This is a genomic window from Streptomyces sp. NPDC048521 (assembly GCF_043199855.1).
Taxonomy (GTDB): Bacteria; Actinomycetota; Actinomycetes; order Streptomycetales; family Streptomycetaceae; genus Streptomyces.
Window position 1 is genome coordinate 37,771 of record NZ_JBICWR010000010.1, and the last position, 16,869, is coordinate 54,639.

19 protein-coding genes are annotated in these 16,869 nt (G+C 64.6%); 10 read left to right on the forward strand and 9 right to left on the reverse strand.

Going from position 1 to position 16,869, the window contains the following annotated elements; translation table 11 throughout:
- Positions 1-89: 89 nt before the first annotated feature.
- Positions 90-1,412 (forward strand): LCP family protein, encoded by a 1,323-nt coding sequence (locus ACGFRF_RS22980; protein WP_393742760.1) that lies wholly within the window; start codon positions 90-92, stop codon positions 1,410-1,412.
- Here ACGFRF_RS22980 and ACGFRF_RS22985 read toward each other — a convergent pair.
- Positions 1,409-2,191, reverse strand: coding sequence for a class I SAM-dependent methyltransferase (locus ACGFRF_RS22985; protein ID WP_393743240.1), 783 nt, complete (start codon positions 2,189-2,191; stop codon positions 1,409-1,411). The two genes, ACGFRF_RS22980 and ACGFRF_RS22985, sit on opposite strands and share 4 nt — an antisense overlap.
- A gap of 122 nt (positions 2,192-2,313) precedes the next feature.
- A complete protein-coding gene (locus ACGFRF_RS22990) occupies positions 2,314-2,685 on the reverse strand; it encodes a four-helix bundle copper-binding protein (protein ID WP_393742762.1) in 372 nt (123 codons plus the stop codon).
- 256 nt (positions 2,686-2,941) lie between these two features.
- Between ACGFRF_RS22990 and ACGFRF_RS22995 the strand changes: the two genes are divergently transcribed.
- The 8 genes from ACGFRF_RS22995 to ACGFRF_RS23030 all read left to right on the forward strand — a co-directional run bounded on the left by ACGFRF_RS22995 (position 2,942) and on the right by ACGFRF_RS23030 (position 8,122).
- Positions 2,942-3,490: a GNAT family N-acetyltransferase gene (locus ACGFRF_RS22995; RefSeq protein ID WP_393742764.1), complete on the forward strand. Its 549-nt coding sequence runs from the start codon at positions 2,942-2,944 to the stop codon at positions 3,488-3,490.
- Between the two features lie 492 nt (positions 3,491-3,982).
- Positions 3,983-4,174 (forward strand): hypothetical protein, encoded by a 192-nt coding sequence (locus ACGFRF_RS23000; RefSeq protein ID WP_030115393.1) that lies wholly within the window; start codon positions 3,983-3,985, stop codon positions 4,172-4,174.
- Positions 4,158-4,682: a DUF6879 family protein gene (locus tag ACGFRF_RS23005; protein WP_393742766.1), complete on the forward strand. Its 525-nt coding sequence runs from the start codon at positions 4,158-4,160 to the stop codon at positions 4,680-4,682. Before ACGFRF_RS23000 ends, ACGFRF_RS23005 begins: the two co-directional genes overlap by 17 nt.
- The gene (locus ACGFRF_RS23010; RefSeq protein ID WP_393742768.1) at positions 4,679-5,509 is read left to right on the forward strand and encodes a helix-turn-helix domain-containing protein; all 831 of its coding nucleotides are present in this window, start codon (positions 4,679-4,681) and stop codon (positions 5,507-5,509) included. Before ACGFRF_RS23005 ends, ACGFRF_RS23010 begins: the two co-directional genes overlap by 4 nt.
- A 332-nt stretch (positions 5,510-5,841) precedes the next feature.
- Complete coding sequence (locus ACGFRF_RS23015; protein ID WP_250404821.1) at positions 5,842-6,066, forward strand: hypothetical protein; 225 nt, start codon at positions 5,842-5,844, stop codon at positions 6,064-6,066.
- 95 nt (positions 6,067-6,161) lie between these two features.
- Entirely contained in the window at positions 6,162-6,386 is a 225-nt protein-coding gene (locus tag ACGFRF_RS23020) for a DUF397 domain-containing protein (RefSeq protein ID WP_046427928.1), read from the forward strand.
- A gap of 81 nt (positions 6,387-6,467) precedes the next feature.
- On the forward strand, positions 6,468-6,935 hold the full coding sequence (locus ACGFRF_RS23025; RefSeq protein ID WP_393742771.1) for a hypothetical protein: 468 nt from the start codon (positions 6,468-6,470) through the stop codon (positions 6,933-6,935).
- Between the two features lie 431 nt (positions 6,936-7,366).
- Positions 7,367-8,122, forward strand: a complete 756-nt coding sequence (locus tag ACGFRF_RS23030) for a class I SAM-dependent methyltransferase (RefSeq protein ID WP_393743242.1) — start codon at positions 7,367-7,369, stop codon at positions 8,120-8,122.
- A gap of 190 nt (positions 8,123-8,312) precedes the next feature.
- Here the strand turns inward: ACGFRF_RS23030 and ACGFRF_RS23035 are convergent, their stop codons facing one another.
- From ACGFRF_RS23035 to ACGFRF_RS23065, 7 genes are all read right to left on the reverse strand, one after another.
- Positions 8,313-9,695: a DUF3987 domain-containing protein gene (locus ACGFRF_RS23035; RefSeq protein ID WP_393742773.1), complete on the reverse strand. Its 1,383-nt coding sequence runs from the start codon at positions 9,693-9,695 to the stop codon at positions 8,313-8,315.
- A 397-nt stretch (positions 9,696-10,092) separates the two neighbouring features.
- On the reverse strand, positions 10,093-10,848 hold the full coding sequence (locus tag ACGFRF_RS23040) for a histone-like nucleoid-structuring protein Lsr2 (RefSeq protein WP_393742775.1): 756 nt from the start codon (positions 10,846-10,848) through the stop codon (positions 10,093-10,095).
- A gap of 220 nt (positions 10,849-11,068) precedes the next feature.
- A complete protein-coding gene (locus ACGFRF_RS23045) occupies positions 11,069-11,611 on the reverse strand; it encodes an HNH endonuclease (RefSeq protein ID WP_393743244.1) in 543 nt (180 codons plus the stop codon).
- Positions 11,612-11,914: 303 nt separating this feature from the next.
- The gene (locus ACGFRF_RS23050) at positions 11,915-12,208 is read right to left on the reverse strand and encodes a hypothetical protein (RefSeq protein ID WP_393742777.1); all 294 of its coding nucleotides are present in this window, start codon (positions 12,206-12,208) and stop codon (positions 11,915-11,917) included.
- Positions 12,209-12,325: 117 nt separating this feature from the next.
- Complete coding sequence (locus tag ACGFRF_RS23055; RefSeq protein WP_393742779.1) at positions 12,326-13,036, reverse strand: hypothetical protein; 711 nt, start codon at positions 13,034-13,036, stop codon at positions 12,326-12,328.
- A 15-nt stretch (positions 13,037-13,051) separates the two neighbouring features.
- Positions 13,052-13,498 carry a helix-turn-helix domain-containing protein gene (locus tag ACGFRF_RS23060; protein WP_393742781.1) on the reverse strand — a complete coding sequence of 149 codons (447 nt, stop codon included), beginning with the start codon at positions 13,496-13,498 and terminating at the stop codon, positions 13,052-13,054.
- A gap of 1,356 nt (positions 13,499-14,854) precedes the next feature.
- Positions 14,855-15,406, reverse strand: coding sequence for a hypothetical protein (locus tag ACGFRF_RS23065; protein ID WP_393742783.1), 552 nt, complete (start codon positions 15,404-15,406; stop codon positions 14,855-14,857).
- Positions 15,407-15,551: 145 nt separating this feature from the next.
- Between ACGFRF_RS23065 and ACGFRF_RS23070 the strand changes: the two genes are divergently transcribed.
- Complete coding sequence (locus tag ACGFRF_RS23070; RefSeq protein WP_393742785.1) at positions 15,552-16,727, forward strand: tyrosine-type recombinase/integrase; 1,176 nt, start codon at positions 15,552-15,554, stop codon at positions 16,725-16,727.
- Positions 16,728-16,869: the final 142 nt, after the last annotated feature.

A 16,869-nucleotide genomic window follows, 5' to 3' on the forward strand; every position in this document is an offset into this window, starting at 1 on the left:
CGGAATTTGTGTCAGCTTGGCAACAGCGGCGCCCTGATTTTCCGACAACCCTTGTAAGGCACACAGTGCGGCCCTGCACACTGGGGCGCATGAATGACTGGCCCGAGGGATGGTCCGACGACAACCGCGGCCCGCGCTACGGACGCGGCAGCGCCGGCGCGCGGCCGGAGGGTGCCCGCGTGATGCGCCAGGTACGGCGCGGCCCGGTACCGCCCGGGCAGCACTCCGGGTACGGCACCCCCGGCCCGTCGGCACCGCCGTACGGCTCCGGTGTCCCGCAGCAGCCGTCGTACGTCGACGGCCGGGGACACGAGGAGGGCGCCGGCTACGACGCGTACGACAGCGGCTACAACACGGGCCAGGTCTACGGCAGCCCCGGCGGTCGCGGACCGGGTGGGCCGGAGGATGCGCCCGGCCGGGCGCCGCGTCCCGCGCCGAACTGGCGGCGCCGGATCAAGTGGACGGCGATCACGCTGGCGACCGTGCTGGTCGTCACCTCCGTGGCGACGTACTTCTGGGCCGACTCCAAGCTGCGCCGCGAGGTCGACCTGTCGAAGGTCATCGACCGGCCGGCGGCGGGCGACGGCACGAACTACCTGATCGTCGGCTCGGACAGCCGTGAGGGCATGTCCAAGGAGGACGAGAAGAAGCTGCACACCGGGGGCGCCGAGGGCAAGCGCACGGACTCGATGATGATCCTGCACGTCGGCGACAACGGCGACACGCTGATATCGCTGCCGCGCGACTCGGACGTGGTGGTCCCGTCGTACCAGGGCTCGACGTCCGGGAAGGTCTACCCGGCGCAGGGCCGGCACGCGAAGCTGAACGCGACCTACGCCGAGGACGGGCCGACGCTGCTGGTCCGCACGATCGAGGCCAACACCGGCCTGCACATCGACCACTACGTGGAGATCGGCTTCCAGGGCTTCGCGAGCATCGTGGACGCGGTGGGCGGCGTCGAGATCGACATCGACAAGGGCTTCAAGGACAAGTGGTCGGGCGCCGACTTCAAGGCCGGCAAGCAGACCCTGAACGGCCAGCAGGCCCTCGCCTTCGTCCGCACCCGGCACGCGTTCGCCGCCTCGGACCTGCAGCGCACCAAGAACCAGCAGAAGTTCCTGGCCGCCCTGGCCCACCAGGTGGCCACCCCCTCGACGGTCCTGAACCCCTTCAAGCTCTACCCGACCATGGGTGCGGGCCTGGACTCCCTGATCGTCGACAAGGACATGGGCCTGTGGGACCTGGCCTCGATGTTCTGGGCGATGAAGGGCGTCAGCGGCGGTGACGGCACGTCCATGAACATGCCGATCTCCGGCTCCTCGGGCGGCAACCTCGTCTGGGACAAGGCGAAGGTGAAGACCCTCGTGAACGAGCTGAACAACGACCAGAAGGTCACCGTCTCCGGCAACTAGCGGACCGCGGACCCGAGCAACGCCACATGGGGAAGGGCCAGCCGCCCTTCCCCCTCGGCGTCCTCGGGCACGAAGGGGGCGCACAGCCGCTCGTACGCCCGCCGGATCCGCACGAGGGTCCCGGCGTCCTGCGAGGTCACGACCAGCCCGACCCTGGCGACTCCGCCGATCGCCCCACCCCACCACTCCTCGACGGTCGTCCGGTGGTCCCAAGCCAGTTCGCCCGCCTCGGCGGCGGCGAAGCCGGCCGCGGCGAGCAGCCCGGACAGCCCCTCGGCGGTCCGGGTGAAGTCCTCGGCGGGGTCCAGGCGCGGCAGGTACGGCGGCGGCACCGCCCCGCCCGCCGCGCACGCCTCGCCGAGCAGGTCCTGGCCGGCCCCACGCCGGGCGCCCCACAGCGTCAGGGCGAGCCGGCCTCCGGGGCGCAGTACGCGTCGCAGCTCGGCGAGGACGGCGCGGGGCCGGCCCACGTGGTTCAGTACGAAGTTGCCGAGCACGGCGTCGAACTCACCGTCCCGGAAGGGGAGTCCGGGCAGTACGGCGACCTCGGCGGCGACCCCGCGCCGGCGTGCCTCGGCCACCATCCCGCGGTCGGCGTCCACGGCCCGCACCAGCGCGCCCCGCTCCGCCGCAGCGAGGGCCGCCGTACCGGTGCCGGTGCCGATGTCGAGCACCCGCGTACCGGCCGAGACCCGGGCCGCGTCCAGCAGGGCCGGCACCGGGTACGCGCACAGCCGGCCGAAGCTCCTGGCGTACGCCTCCGTCCGGCCCGCCCACATCGACCGCTCGGCGGCGTCGAAGGCCGCGGTCGCATCCGTCGCGTTCACAGGCCCCAGCCTGCCGCACAAAAGCTCAAGGGCACCCCGTGGGGATGCCCTTGAACACGGTCAGGCGTGGCAGGTCACATGCTGCCGGCGCCCGCCATCGCTCGGCAGGTGTCCGCGCAGCGGCGACACGCCTCGGCGCAGCGCATCATCTGCTGGTCGTCCGGCATGGACATACACGCCTCGGCGCACATGTCGCAGACCTTCGCGCACAGCGTGCACATCTCCGCGGACATCGGCGAGCGCCGCATCATCATGTCGGCGCACATCCGGGTGGTCTCGGAGCAGTCCATGAGCGCGCGCATGATCTGCATCTGCTCCGGGCCGCCCTTCTGCATGCAGGAGCTCATGGTCTCCTCGCACATGCTGTGGCAGCTCATGCAGGCCTCGATGCAGTCCTGCATCTGCTGGGTGAGGGCAGGCATCATTCCTGACTTGGACTGGGTCATGGCTCCTCCTCGGAGGCGGGGACCCGGACCGGGTCCCGTCTGCTTCCGTCCTACGTCCGGGAACGCCGCCCCGCATGTCGGCTTACGGCTTCCGGCTCAGCCCGCGGCCTTCGAGGCTGAGTGCCTGCACTGCAAGGGGAAGGCGACACCTTCCGCCGAGTCGGCGTCCGTCGATGGTTTCCGAGGTATCAGGACCTCGTTCGCCTCGGTCCGCGCGTCTTGATCGCTTCCGAGCCTGCTGGCTAGGTTGGCCGGCATGCCTGATCCCAGACCCCTCACCTGGCCGCCTGCCCCGATCAAGACCGAGCGGCTCGTACTCCGCGAGTCGGAGGCCCGGGACCGCGCGGCGGTCATCGAGCTGAACGCCTCGCCAGAGGTGAACGCCTATCTGGGTGGCCCTCGACCGCGCGCCGAGCTCGAACGCACGGTACCCGAGGTGCCCGGGCAGCGCCCTGGCTGGTTCGTGGTCGAGCTCGACGGAGCAATGATCGGCACGGTCCAGCTCAAACCGCACGCCCCCGGGAGTCCGAGTAACCGCCGTCCGGAGGCCGGGGAGACGGAGCTCGGCTACTTGTTCCTACCGCAGGCGTGGGGCCGTGGGTACGCCACCGAGGCGTGCACAGCGGCACTCGACTGGTTTGCCGACGCGCTGCCCGGTGAGCCGGTGGTGCTCTACACCCAGACCGCCAACGCCGGCTCGATGCGCCTCGCGGCGAAGCTGGGGTTCACCGAGGTGGAACGGTTCGAGGCGTGGGGCGCCGAGCAGTGGTTCGGCGTGTGGTCCGCGCTCACGCCGTCCGGTTGACGGGCTCTGCAGTCGACGATCGCGCAGGTATCCCCGGCGCCGACGACTCCACGGAGGCGTGCGAGGTCGCCTGATCCGCGTACGACGACAGCCCCCGGCGTCGCGCCGGGGGCTGTGTTGTCTGTGCAGGTCAATGGCTGTCTGACCTGTACAGACCTGCTAGGGGAGGTTCCTTGCCATCACGATCCGCTGCACTTGGTTCGTACCTTCATAAATCTGGGTGCTTTACAGGTCATACGGCTCTGGCCTGCACGAAGACTCCTCCTAGAGAGGGCCTCCCCAGCATTTCCCCATGATCGTCAACAGTCTGTGCAGGCCCGAGGCGCGCTGGAGGCCCCGCCGCCAATCGCGCGGTATACGAGCAGGCTCGACGCAAGTTACGCGGTTTCCCGTTCCGTCAACCGTGATCGCTTGACCGGTGCGCACAGCCCTCGGGAGCATCAACCCAGAGGCGGGGTACTGGCAGCGGCACGGGAGAGGGGAACCCAGACCATGAAGGTCACCAAGCTGGTCAGCACGTGCGACATCAAGGACTGCCCGACGATCTACGCCACGGATCGCGGCACCTTCCTGGTACAGGGCGAGACGCCGACCGACCACGGGCTTCAGATTCCCGCGCACGAAACCCTGGTCGAGATCCCGATGGAACTGATCCAGAAGGCCATCCGTGACAACCTCATCTAGGACCCTCGGCGACCTCTTCGAGGCATTCGAACGCGAGGCATTCCGGCTGGAGACCCTGGACGACTACAGCAAGTCCGGGAGCGTCGACGCCTATCAGGCATTCCTGGCCGGGGAGACACAGCCAGACGACTACAACGCAGGCTGGATCGAAGAACTACGCTCGCACACCGAGAAGGGGAAGCGGGTATACCGGGTCCATATCCTGTCCCGCCCGCTCACGGACTATCTCAGGTTCGAACTCGGCTGGGGCTACCACAAGAATGTGAGCGGGGGTGAAGAGTTCTTCATCCTCGACATCACCGACAAACCCAACCCCCTGGAGAACGTTCCGGATTTCTGGTTCTTCGACTCCGAATCCGTGGCCGTGATGAACTACGACGGAAGCGGAAAGTACCTGGGATCGGAAGTGCTACCGCCGGAACGGACAGCGGAATTCACGCGGTACCGTGATGCGGCTCTCGCGCACGCGGAACCGTTCACCGAATGGTGGGCCAAGTACGGGACGTGAACAGAGCACAGCTTGGAGCCGCGCTGCGGGCGCTGCGAGTGGCATCCGGCAAGGAAGCCAAAGCGGTGGCCCGCAGCGCCCTCATGTCTCCGTCCAAGCTGTCCAAGATCGAGAATGCGAAGCTGGCACCCAGCGCGACGGACGTAGAGCGCATCCTGACCGCCATCGGTGTCTCGGACGAGGTCAAAGCGGAGTACGCGGAAGCCGCACGCGCGTCAGCGACGGAAGCGACGGCGTGGCGCCTGCTCAAGCGAATCGGGGTCCACAAGGGCCAGCAGGCCGCCAAGGCTCTGGAAGCCCAGATGTCTGTACTGCGGCTGTTTCAACCCGCGCTCGTTCCGGGCCTGCTCCAGACGCCCGAGTACATCAGGGCCATTCTGCAACGGCACAATTTGAGTGAAGACGCACTCACGCGAACGATCAATGCGCGACTCGAACGGCAAGCGGTTCTCTACGACAACGCAAAGTCGCTCCGGTTCATCATCACCGAACCTGTTCTGCGCTGGCGCATCGTACGACCGCAGATGATGGCCGCTCAGCTTGATCGCATCGTCTCCATTTCGCGGCTCTCCCACGTGGACATCCGGATAGTCCCTCTGCAAATTCAGCAAAATGACATCGCAAATCATGCCTTCGTCATCCGTGACGACCGCATGGTGACGGTTGAAACCGTCCATGCCGAAGTCGTCGTTACGGACCCGCGAGATGTGAGTCTCTACGTTGATAAGTTCGAAGGATTCGCGCGAGCCGCGCTGGCCGGCGACGAAATGCGGGATCTGATCGAAAGCATCCGCAACGACTTTTTGCGGGAACAGGAAACAGGCTAGAGGCGCAATCGTGGGCCGCCGAAGATGGGGCCCATGGTGAGCGACAGCAAGGCACATAGGACCGAAGCGGCTGATCATCTGGGCAGCAGTGAGGCCCGCCAGTTCCTCTCCCGTCTCTCCGGAGCGTTCGGTGTCGGCGGCGTGCTCATGGTGCAGAAGAGCGACCCTGGCCCCGAAGGCGCGGACGTGGCGCCGAGTTCGGCTTTGCGCTGGCCTCGGTGTGAGTGCGGGAGCCCGAAGTGTCCTGACTACAAGCCCCCGCCGAATAGCCCGTCAGCGGGACTGAGCGGCAGAGTCGCCGCAGCCAACGCGCGGAGCCGTAGGGGTGGGCTGTGAGCGTCAGAGCGGCTATGCGGTACGTCATGCACCGGATCATCGAGCATCCCGACACGGACGTGACGTTCGAGGCCGAGTGTCTGCACTGCGGTTGGAAGGCGACTCCCGCCGATGACTCGGCCTCCGTCGACGTGGAGTGCATGAGCCACACGGGCCGGTCCGGGCACGCCGGTTTCCGGCGCATCCGGACCTCGTTCGCCATGGTCGTTCGCGCCGAGTGAGACACCGCCCCTGCGGTGGAATCCCTGAACTCCCGCCCGGTATGGGCGGCGACGGTCAGTCATGGCCGTGATCAGTTGAGCAGGAAGGTGCAGTGATGCTGGACGGAAGTGATCTGTACGCGCTCGACATCAACGGGGCGTCGTTCGTGAAGGCATGCGGCGGCCCCTGCACCGAAGGGTGCGTGACCCTGGCGCGGATCGGTGACGACGCCTGGGCCCTGGGGGACAGCAAGCGGCCGGACGCCCAACCGCTGCGGTTCACCACGGAGGAACTGGACGCGGCCGGTATCGACCCGGCGCGCTTCGGCCTGAACGTCTGAGCCTCCCCCTCCCGCCAGCCGGGCCGGGTCCTCCTGTCCCTGGGTCCGGCCCGGCTGGCACTCCTCGGAACGGAACGACTGGTGCACCACCACGGCTATCTATGGACCGGCCCGAAAGAGCGTTTCGACAATGAGGCCCTGCGGCGACCTCCACATCCTGAGCCGCCCCCGGCCGGAAGCAGGCCAGAACTGATCCAGCGTTACCGGGAGGTCGCGGCGGAGTTCCCGACCGTCGACCTGCCGCCCCTTGAAACGGCGTACTGGCTGATCAAGCCCCGTTCCATCGTTCGTGGCACATGGGAGGAAGCCAAGGAGGCTGCAACCTGGCTCGGTGAGCGGCTGGCCGAGTACGCGCCCCGGTTCGCGGCGGAACGGGACCGAGACACCACCCGCCTAGCCCGCCTGATGGTCTCTGCTGCCGAACACCTGCACTCGGGCGCTGATGTGTCGTACGGCTTCTATCTGGAACGTCCCTCGTATCTGTCCCTGGCAGTGGTGACGTGCTCCCCGAATCGTGCGCTTCCTGAAGCGGCCTGCCCAGTCGCGTAGTCGAAACAGTGAAAGGCCCCGTCCGAATGGACGGGGCCTGCTTGGTTTGCCTAGAGCAGCGCAAGGAAGGGATTCGTGTCCCCGAGCGGTTCCGGTCGCTTCGGTTCCGGCGCAGGCTTGGGTGCTGGTCGGTAAGCGTCAAGCTGGACAACCGTTGCGCGGTTCTGTTCACGCTCCGCGCTGGCCGGCTGCAGCTCAGCGTGACGGGAAGTGTCCCGGTTCCTGTTGCTGTCCGTGCTGGCCGGCTGCGGCGCAGAGTCACCTCACGAACAACTTCTCAGCTAACCAGCCGATGACATCCACTCAGACGGACAACTGACAATTCACAAACGCCGTCAGAGCCATCCTTGCGAAAACCATTGGTGCCCGGCTTGCTCCGCTGATGAACTGACGTCCTGCCGTGAGTCTGCCGCGTGACGGAGGTAGTAGTTGTGACGGGTTATAGCGCGCTTGCCGAGGTGTACGAGTGGCTCATCTCGGATGCAAAGCTGGCTCCAGCCGAGTTCGCTGCGTCGTTCGATGACGTCCTCAATCTCCTGCCGTCGAACGCTCACGTCCTCGACTGTTCGTGCGGCACCGGACAGTTGGCGGTTGGCCTCGCCGGTCGTGGCATTCAGGTTGTCGCAACTGACGCCAGCGAAACGATGGTTCGTCGGACTGCAGAGTTGTCTGAGGAGTTCGGGGCATCCGTCCGGGCCGTACGGGCGAACTGGGAAGAGTTGCCCGACCATTTCCAGGACAACATGTTCGACATGGTGTTCTGCGTTGGCAACTCGCTGCACCATGCCGTGGGCGCGAGAGGCAGGGTTGCTGCTCTGGAGTCGATGTCACGGCTTCTGCGTCCCGGCGGGCGCTTGGTACTCACCTCCCGTACTTGGGAACTCGTGAGGGCCAGAGGTTCCCGGCTGGACATCAGTGACCGACTCGTCCGCCGAAACGGTCGCGATGCCATCGTGGTCTACCGCTGGGAGATTGCGCCGCATTGGGAGGAGGAGCACCACATCGAGATTGCGATCGCGCAAGTTGATGCGACCGGGTTGGTTCTTGTCCGCTCGGAACTGCTGTCCTGCTGGCCCTACCGGTACGAGGAACTCGAAGTCGAGCTGCACCGGGTCGGACTCCAGACGGAACTGAGCACGTTCGATCTGGAGGCCGAGAACTACATGGTGGTCGCGAGCAAGGTATAAACACCGGACTCTCAGTCCCTGCCCGGACCGCGCGGTTGCTCGCAGGACGCTTGCGCCCTCTCATCGGTGCGGTTTCACCACGTACTCGCTCACCAGGGCACCCATCCAGCCGGTGTAGACGTCGACTGGCGCCACCTGCCAGATGCCGGACGAAGCCCCCGGAAGTGGTTCCGAGGGCTGACTTTGTTTGCTAGAGCAGTGCGCGGAACGGGTTCTCTTCGAGCGGTTCGGGCCGCTCGGCCACGGAAACCGGTGGGCGAACCGACCGCTTCGGTTCCGGCGCAGGCTCCGGGGCACGGTTCGGCTCCGGACGGTAGGCGTCCAGGCGGACCACGGTGGGCCGCTGCGCCTCCCGATCTGCTGCGGCCGGCATGGGGGCGGAAGAATGGGGGACCGGTTCTGGCTCGGACTCGGAATCGTCACCGCGGAGTGTGAAAACGGTGGCCGGCCGACCCGTCTTGCCTGACCGTTCTACGGTCACCACAACTTCCGGAAGTGCTCGGACCTCAGCGGCCGTCGCTCCCACGTACGGGAGCACCTGCGAGGACGTGGCCGATCCTCCATGAAGTTCGATCCTGGCCCGGACCTTCTCAGCAAGGCTGAGCGGCTGACGCTTCCCCTTCGGAGACTCGCCCCCGGCGATCTCTTCCACCGAGTCCATGGTGTACGTGACAAGTGACGCCGCCGCTTCCAGGTCGGTCGCCGTGATCTGCGACCGCAGATCGAAGAGCGCGAACAGTGCTGCGATGCGGCGTACCTGTTCGTTGCAGCGGGCAGCGAACGCCTTCAACCCCTCGGACTCACGGGCCTTTGTGAGCAGGTCCCGCCGGATGATGTCGGCTACCTCGTACGCATCCTCGGAGAGGGTGACCAGACCGGCCCGCTGACTGTGCCGCACTGCGCGCGCCATCGCTTCCCCAGCTTCCGGGATCAGATGCCGGGGCATCTGCTCGCGCTCGCTCAGCCACTGGACCTGGGCAACGGGCAGGATCAACAGCCGGTTGTACGACCCGCCGTCGCGTTCCGTTGTGCTCATGCTGGCCCGGAACTCTTCGGGCGTGATGTGACCCATGATTGCCACGCGCGGATCATCGACCTGTACCGGTTCCTTGGCCCTAGAAGTGGCGACCGTTGCCCCGTCCCACAGATCACGGAGCACCTGAGAGAGGTTCGCCTGTCGACGCCCCGCCCGCAGGACGCGGGCGTATTCGGTGTCCACGATGAGCGCATGTCCGTCGCGGTCGGCCACGGCTTGGATGACACCGGCTCCGCCGACCACACCATTGATGACGTGCCCGCTCATGAAAGAACTGTTCGCGTCCTTGGCCACTGCTGAGGCGATACCCCAGGACTGGCCCTTGCCCTCACCTGTGCCACCACACAGCAGAACGTGAAGCATGAGCGGCATGGAACCGGAACCGCGCTGAACTCGGGTCTCCGGCAGCATGGCGGAGAACACGCACAGCAGGCCACCGAGCAGACCAACCGGGGACCACTCCACATGGGGAGCCAGGGAGGCCACGACTTCCCTCAGCCGACCGGTGCTCATCGCGCGGAAATCGGGGGTGCTCATGCTGCCTGCGCTTTCTGGGAGTTGGTTTGGTTGCGGAGGGAGACGACGCGTCGCCACCGGCCTCCCTCCTTGGTCTGAAAGTTGGGTTCCTTGGCTGACTTCCGCAGCAGGGGAAGTGTGTCTCCCCCGTCCGCCGGAACGATCACAGCGGTACAGCGGGATACCTTGTCCATCGGGACATGTCGGCGAACAGCGGCCACCGATAGCGGGTCGTTGCTCACGATTCCGGTACGGCGCTTACCCTTGGGCGTGGTCCAGGTGACCCAGGAACCGGGAGTGCAGTCCCCCTTGGATGGTTTGGACTCGGCCCCGTACGCCTTGGCGCTCTTCCACAGGCTCAGGTCAGTGAGCCGGGGGTGACGGCCGCAGTCAGCAGCCGTCACAGTGGGCGCGGCGCTTACGCCGCTATTCCTTTTCCCTCCGACGCATCCTTGTGCGTCAGTTCGTAGGCGTGCCGCACGTGCATCGGGATGCGTCCCTTCGTAGGGACTGTGTATCCGTTCTCTCGTGCCCACGCGCGTACGGCTCGGTTCCGCTCCCGCTCGCTCACTCCGGAACGGTCGACCTTGGCAGGCTCCGGCAGCGCGTCACCACCGACCAACTCACCGGCGCGAATCGCGTCACGGAACCGACCCGGCTTCCGCACGTCCATCATAGGAATGCCACGCTCGGAAGCGTCACGCAGCTTGGTCGCATTCCGGTCGCCACCGTCGCCAAGGATGAGCAGGACCGTGCTCTCATCGGCCCGCCCCACTACCTCATAGCCCATGCGGCGAACGGCTTCACGAGCGTCCGTCCAGTCGTAGCCGGGAACCTCACCTGCGATCATCACGGACGGGACAGGCTCCGCGTCGGGCTCCACCACAGGTGCCGCTTCTCGCTCCGGCTCCGGCTCCGGCTCCGGCTCCGGCTCCGGCTCCGAGACAGGCTCAACCGGCATGGAATCAGGTGCAGTCGGCGTGACCTCATTCTCAGACGGAGCACCCAACGCATCGCAGAGGTAGCGACCGAATGTGACGTCATGCTCCAAGCACAGATGCCACGTGTCCTTACCTAGCGTCAGCGATGACGTGGCCTCCACTTCCGACCCGTCACGAGCAATGTGGGCATCACAAAATGTGTACTCAACCGGAACCAGAATGGTACGACGCATGACGCTGCATTCCTTTGATGAGGCGGAAGTCTTAGCGAGTGTCCGGAGCGTTGCTCTGACGGTCTTCTCGCTTGAGAACTATTCTTCCGTACCCCTATCACGGAACGATAACTAGCGAATATCTGACGCATTACTCAATTGTTTATAACCCCGGGGGTAATGCCTATTTGAAAAGGAATAGGACCCACCGGGGGTGCCACCCTTCGACCGCGTTTGCCAATCAAAATGTGGGGCTTGATGTACTAGATTTGCCAAAGAAGGCATCCATGATGTCATCGAAGTCACTAGATGGTCGAGTCCAACGGATTGGATCCGTGGTGAAGTCTCGGCTGTGAGCTTCCCGGAGCTGATCGGCGTATGATAGCCGCAAATCACGAATTTGCTCTCGATTGTCGGGGGCGCGCTTACCCGGGAAGGATTGGACAAACCATCGGCGGCGTTCCGGAGTGGCCAGCTCTTGGCAGACGGCTTCAACGCGCCGAATGGTCCTGACGCACTCCTGGTGTGCGTCTTGGTAGCTCTCCAGAAGCCGTATCTCTCCGAGCGGAGTTCCCCTCCAGTAGGTGATCTTCTGAAACTCCCTACGCATGATCCATTGCGGGAGGGGGGCATCTGACTTGCTCTGGTTGCAGTCGTCGCAGGCTGGCACGAGGTTCTGCGTGCTGTGCCTGCCCCCGCCTGCGAGCGGGATCACATGGTCCATCACTTCGGACTCTGCGCCGCAGTAGACACAGCGGCCGTTGTGGGCTGTGAGAACCATCATGTGTACCCAGAGATAGAACGACTTCCGTGCCACTTTTCCCCTCCCACGATCTCGGAGCGGACCCTATCTCTGGGCACTGACACTCAGTTGGCTACTCCCTCTGACACTCGAAGCACCGAGAGGGCACGTGGTGATGGTCGTCGTCCCACGGGCGGTGCTTGCCGGTCGCCAGCCAGGCGATGTGCACGGAGAACTCCAGGAGGCAGCTAGGGCACTGAGGGTCGTCCCAAGGGCACTGGACACCGGGCCTGTGCTGGCCGTCGTGCGCGGTGGCTGCCCCAGCCTTGGTGGCTCGCCGGGCACTCACTGGGCATCTCCCTCGAAGGCCCAGCCGAGGCGCTTCATGCCCTCTGCGGTGAGGCCCAGGGCCCCGGCAAGGTGACGGAACTCCATCTGATGAGTGCTGGTGGCAGTGCCATCAAGGATCTTGCCGAAGTAAGTGAGCATCACGGCCACGGTCGGGATGAACGACTCGTCCCACATGGCGGCTTGCGGAGACTCCCACCACTGCTGCCACTGTTCCCGTTCAGCCTCCGTCCAGTCCCGGACGGCCGGCATGTCCGGCACGGGAAGCCCGTGGTCGGAAGGCAGCTCCACCACACCCCTATATCTGGAATGGGGACTATTCGGGTTTCGAAACTTCGGCATCTCATCACCTCTCAAGCAAAACAATGGCCCCCTGCTACGTGCAGGGGGCCGGTTCGGCTGCGATTGTCAGGCGGCATCTTCCTCAGGCGGTGCGACGAAGTCTCCGAACTCAGCCCGGTTGCCTCGGTACTGGTCGATCAGGCCCAGGTCCTTGGCGCTGTCGAAAGTGAGTCGGCCATCCGAAGTGGTCCGCCAGGCGATCACCTCTTCGCCCAGGGCGCCAGAGAATCCGCGCCACTTGGGCCGGGTCAGCTCTCCCCCGGTTGTCGCCCACAGGAAGCGGCTGACGCTGCCTGCCAACTGGGCGCGTGCCGCTTCTGCCTTGGCGATTGCGGCCCGGTACTGCTTCAGTGCACGCTCAGACTGCTCGAACCCCTGGCGGGCCAGCTCCGGCAGATCCTTCACGATGGCCTGAGTCACTGCGGATTCGGCCTGTTCCACGGCAAGGGCTAGGGCAGGCTCTACCCGCTCATACTCCTTGACTCTCGAACGGACATCAGTCAGAAACTCATCCCGATCGGGGAACGGTCGGCCGTCGGCTACGGCTTGCATCTCCTGCTCCCTGAGCGCCTTATCAGCCCTACGCAACGCGGGAACATAGTAGTCACGCGACGCGCGGCCGTGGCTGTCATCGATGTACTGACGAGCGCAATCCGCATTCTCTGTTCTGTACTTGCGATGGCGTTCCTCCAGCTCGTCACGCTTGCGGATCAGGTCCAGAGTCTCTCCAGAGAGCTGAAATGCCGACAGATCAAATCCTGGGTGAATGATGGGCATGAGTCTCCTCGTATTTCAGTTACGGCCGAACATCAGGTCATCAAAATGGCCCGAGCGTCGGGCCTGGGAAATCTGCTCCGGCGACATGCGGGCGAGATCGTCCCGCGTGTACTGCGCGGGCCTGACCTCCTGCATCGCCTTGAGGATTTCGGCTCGGATCATTGCGCGCATCGGGTCATCTTCATCGTTGTTCTCCTTGGCTATGCGATGAATCTCGGCAAGCTGAATCGCTCGGGCGGAGTTCTCATCCCCTCCGGCCTGTTCGACCAGGGAAGCGATCGGAATCCGGAGGTGATGAGCAATGACCACGAACGTAGTCAGGCTCGGCTTACGCTCACCACGCTCCCACTGGTAGACAGCCTGGGTGCTGCACCCGATTCGATCGGCTAGCTCCTTGACGGTGATTCCCAAACTCAGACGTCGAGATTTTCCCTTCTCTGGGTCATACATGAATTTCTCCAAGCATTCGAGTGAGTAACAAGAAGAGCAAAAGACAGGGCCCCTGCGCGGCTGAGAGGTGAAGAAATCCAGTGATGCCACAGAGGCGACTATCACTCCACTTGACCTAAAATTCTCTGACCGAGAATCCAAGTGAAGAGGGCCGCTTTGGGGGCGGCCCTACACCTCACAAGAGGACAACGTAAGAGAAGACACTGCCCCCCTTACCCCCCACTGTGATTGAGATCAGCAGGAAGCAAGGGGAGGAGTGTTTCTCTACGTTGTCATCTCACAGGGAGGTTTCCGCAGAGCCCCGTAACGACTTGGGAACTGCCCGGCCGGGTAGGCCGTGCCAGAGGCACACCGCCGAGTGTGCATGGCCCCAGAGGATCGCTCCTCCACTGTTCTGAATAAATGCGACACAGACGGGAGCTGCCCTGATGCGGTCACCTTCCGGTGGTGTTGATCTGGCCCCACAACTCCCGGTAGCCCGAGAGATCCTGTTCCTCCAGGCCGTCGAAGCCGTACACGAGATTCCTGTTCAGCCCCACTTGGATTCCGGCATACCGCGAACGCCGTGTACGGGCCCTGGCGTCCTTCTGATGAGCCTGACAGTGCTTACGCGGGCGCCCACGCTTCCGTGGTGCCTGCGAGGCATACAGAGGCTCACGGCATCCGGGCCATTGGCAGGAATCAGGGGGGTCGCTCCGGCGCTCCACAGTGAAGCCTGAACCGTATTGTGCACCGGAATCCTCGGCTTGGGAGAGAAGTGAGAGCAGTTCGCCATAGTGGTCGGGTTCCTCCGCGCCTGGGCGTTCCTGCATGAGGCATTCCAGGTCTCGACGTCTCGACTCTGGGTCGAAGGTGGGCAATGCCGCTACCACGGGAGCCCAGCGCAAAGACACCATCCCGGTATGCGCCGCCGCTATTCGCTCAAACTCCGTTTCCTCCCGCTGCGGCCAGAGTGCCGGCCACGCCTCCCAGTTCTCATCTCCTGCCGCTTCCAGAAGTACATCCGCCTGACACTCCAGTTTCCGTCTGGCCGACTCGTTATGCGGCGGGATCGTTCTGGTCACGTAGTCCTCTCAACAAACAAAAAGGCCCCCGAAATGCCTCGGGGGCGTTCGCGTTTGGCAGTTCTTCAGTTCTGGCCGTCCAGCCAGCGATCCAGGTCGGCAGGGCGGCATCGAAGCGACTGCCCTACCTTCCGGAACGGGATCTGTTCGGCCTTCCAGTTCCCGTACACCCAGGATCGGGCCTGTTCAGATAGTCGGCTACGTCATCAACGGTCATAAGCTTGGCTAGCGCCATCCGTCCTCCAAGAAACAAGAAAGCCCCCGAAGACCCTCGGGGGCTCATGCGTATGAAGTGCTAGGTAGTTCAGCCGCCTTGGCTACCTGCTTCAGCCATTTCCTCAAGTATGGCTTTGGCCTTGTCCGTCAACTCTCCACCCGCCTTACCGGCAACTGTGGTCAGGAAGCCGTCCCTTCTCGCCCGCTTCAGGTGATCCTTCACCGTCTCAGGTCGGCGGCCGATGAGCCGTGCCAGCCACGGAATGGGCGCAGGAGCCCCAAAATCCGCCATGGCGGTGTACGTGGCAACAAGCAAGGCCAAGTACCGCTCTGAGACGCCCTCGCCCTCCAGGGCGAGCCCCGCCGCCTCTCCCATCCCATTCAGCTTCCCTGCCACCTCCTCCATCGTCCGCTGGGCTTCGGGAGCCTGCTTGGCCAACTCCAGGGCTGCGGCTACATCGAGCCTGCGCAGGACAGTGGTCGAGATGCCCCGTGCCACCTCACGAGCAGGGCCATCTTCGGCCGGCTCGATGGTGATCCGTTGTGGTCCCCCGTTGATCGGCCCCACGGGCCACCACATGCGGACCACCCAGGCGCCTTGCTGCTGAGTGATCTCGAACCCACTGTCATCCGCTTCCATATCACTCAAGTTAGCACACCCAGGGGGTTCCACCCTGTGTTGACAACCCAGGGTGGTCAGTGTGCAAACTTGAAACGCCGGGGAATGACCGGCGCGACGGCGGGGTGGGCCCGTACGTCGGCAGCAGCAGGAGGGGGCCGCTTCAGTGGCAAGGGCATGGGTCGCGCGGTCAAAGGACGACCCGAAGAAGTGGACGACGTTCTGGTACGACCCGGACGGCAAGCAACGACAGAAGACGTTCGAGACCAAGAAGCGGGCTGATGACCAGCGCAAGCGCAAGGAACAGGAACTCGACGCCGGGACCTACCTTGACGACCGCTTGGGCAAGCAACCCGTGACGGCCGTGTGGGAGCAGTGGACGAATCAAAGGAAGCTGGAGAACAGCACCAAGAAGCAGTACCGGTCGATCCTCAACACGACCATTGAGCCGTTCTTCAAGGCCCGTTCCATCGTGTCCCTGAAAGTCGCTGATGTTGAGCAGTGGCTCTTGTGGATGGAGCAGGACCGGAAGCTGTCCGCCCGCACACGGCGTCAGCGGTTCTCGTTCTTCTCCGGGATGATGGACTGGGCTGTCGTCAACGAGATCGTCGGCCGGAACCCGTGCAAGAAGGTCAAGGGCGCGGGCAGCCGCGCCAAGGAGATCCGGGAGCAGAAGAGCACCGCAAGGCGGCTCACGACGCGGGAAGTTCTTGCGATGCTGGATGCCGCTCCTCCGCGATACCGCGCGTTGCTGTGGCTCATGGCCGGGTGCGGCCTGCGGCTGGGTGAGGCCATGGCGGTGTCCCGTGATCAGATCGACTTCAAGGCCGAGACGCTTCGCGTCGACTTCCAGATTGCGGAGGACGGAGATACCGAGTCGGGGAAGAACAGCGCGATCCAGCGTCGGCACATCAAGGCTCGTGATGAAGGTGAGCCAGGGCGTACCGTCCCCCTCCCGCCGAACGTCGCCTTCGAGCTACGGCGGCACATCAAGAACCACGGCGTATGGGGGCCGGAGCGACTTCTGTTCCCCAACGTGACGCGGACTGGCTACCTCTACGCGTCGTACTTCTACCCGAAGATCTGGATGGAGGCTCTGGGCAAAGGACAGGTGAAGTACTGCAAGGCGCACTCACTCCGGCACTACTACGGGTCGCGACTGCTGTACGCCGGAGTCCCCGAGAACGACGTGGCCGACTGGATGGGCCACAGCAGTACGGACGTGCTGAGGGAGCACTACCACTACATCTTCGAAGGGGCCGAGCAGCGTGGCCGGGCGGCCATCGCGACGATGTTGACGCCCGGCGCCGACGACCCGACGGAGGCATCAGAGGTCGCCTGATCCGCGTACGACAACAGCCCCCGGCGTCACGCCGAGGGCTGTGTTGTTTGTGCAGGTCAGTGGCCCTTTTCAGCCCGGCATCTCCCCAGGATTCCCCCAGCATGACGCCCAGGAACGGCCCTGATCAGGCCGCAACGGACAG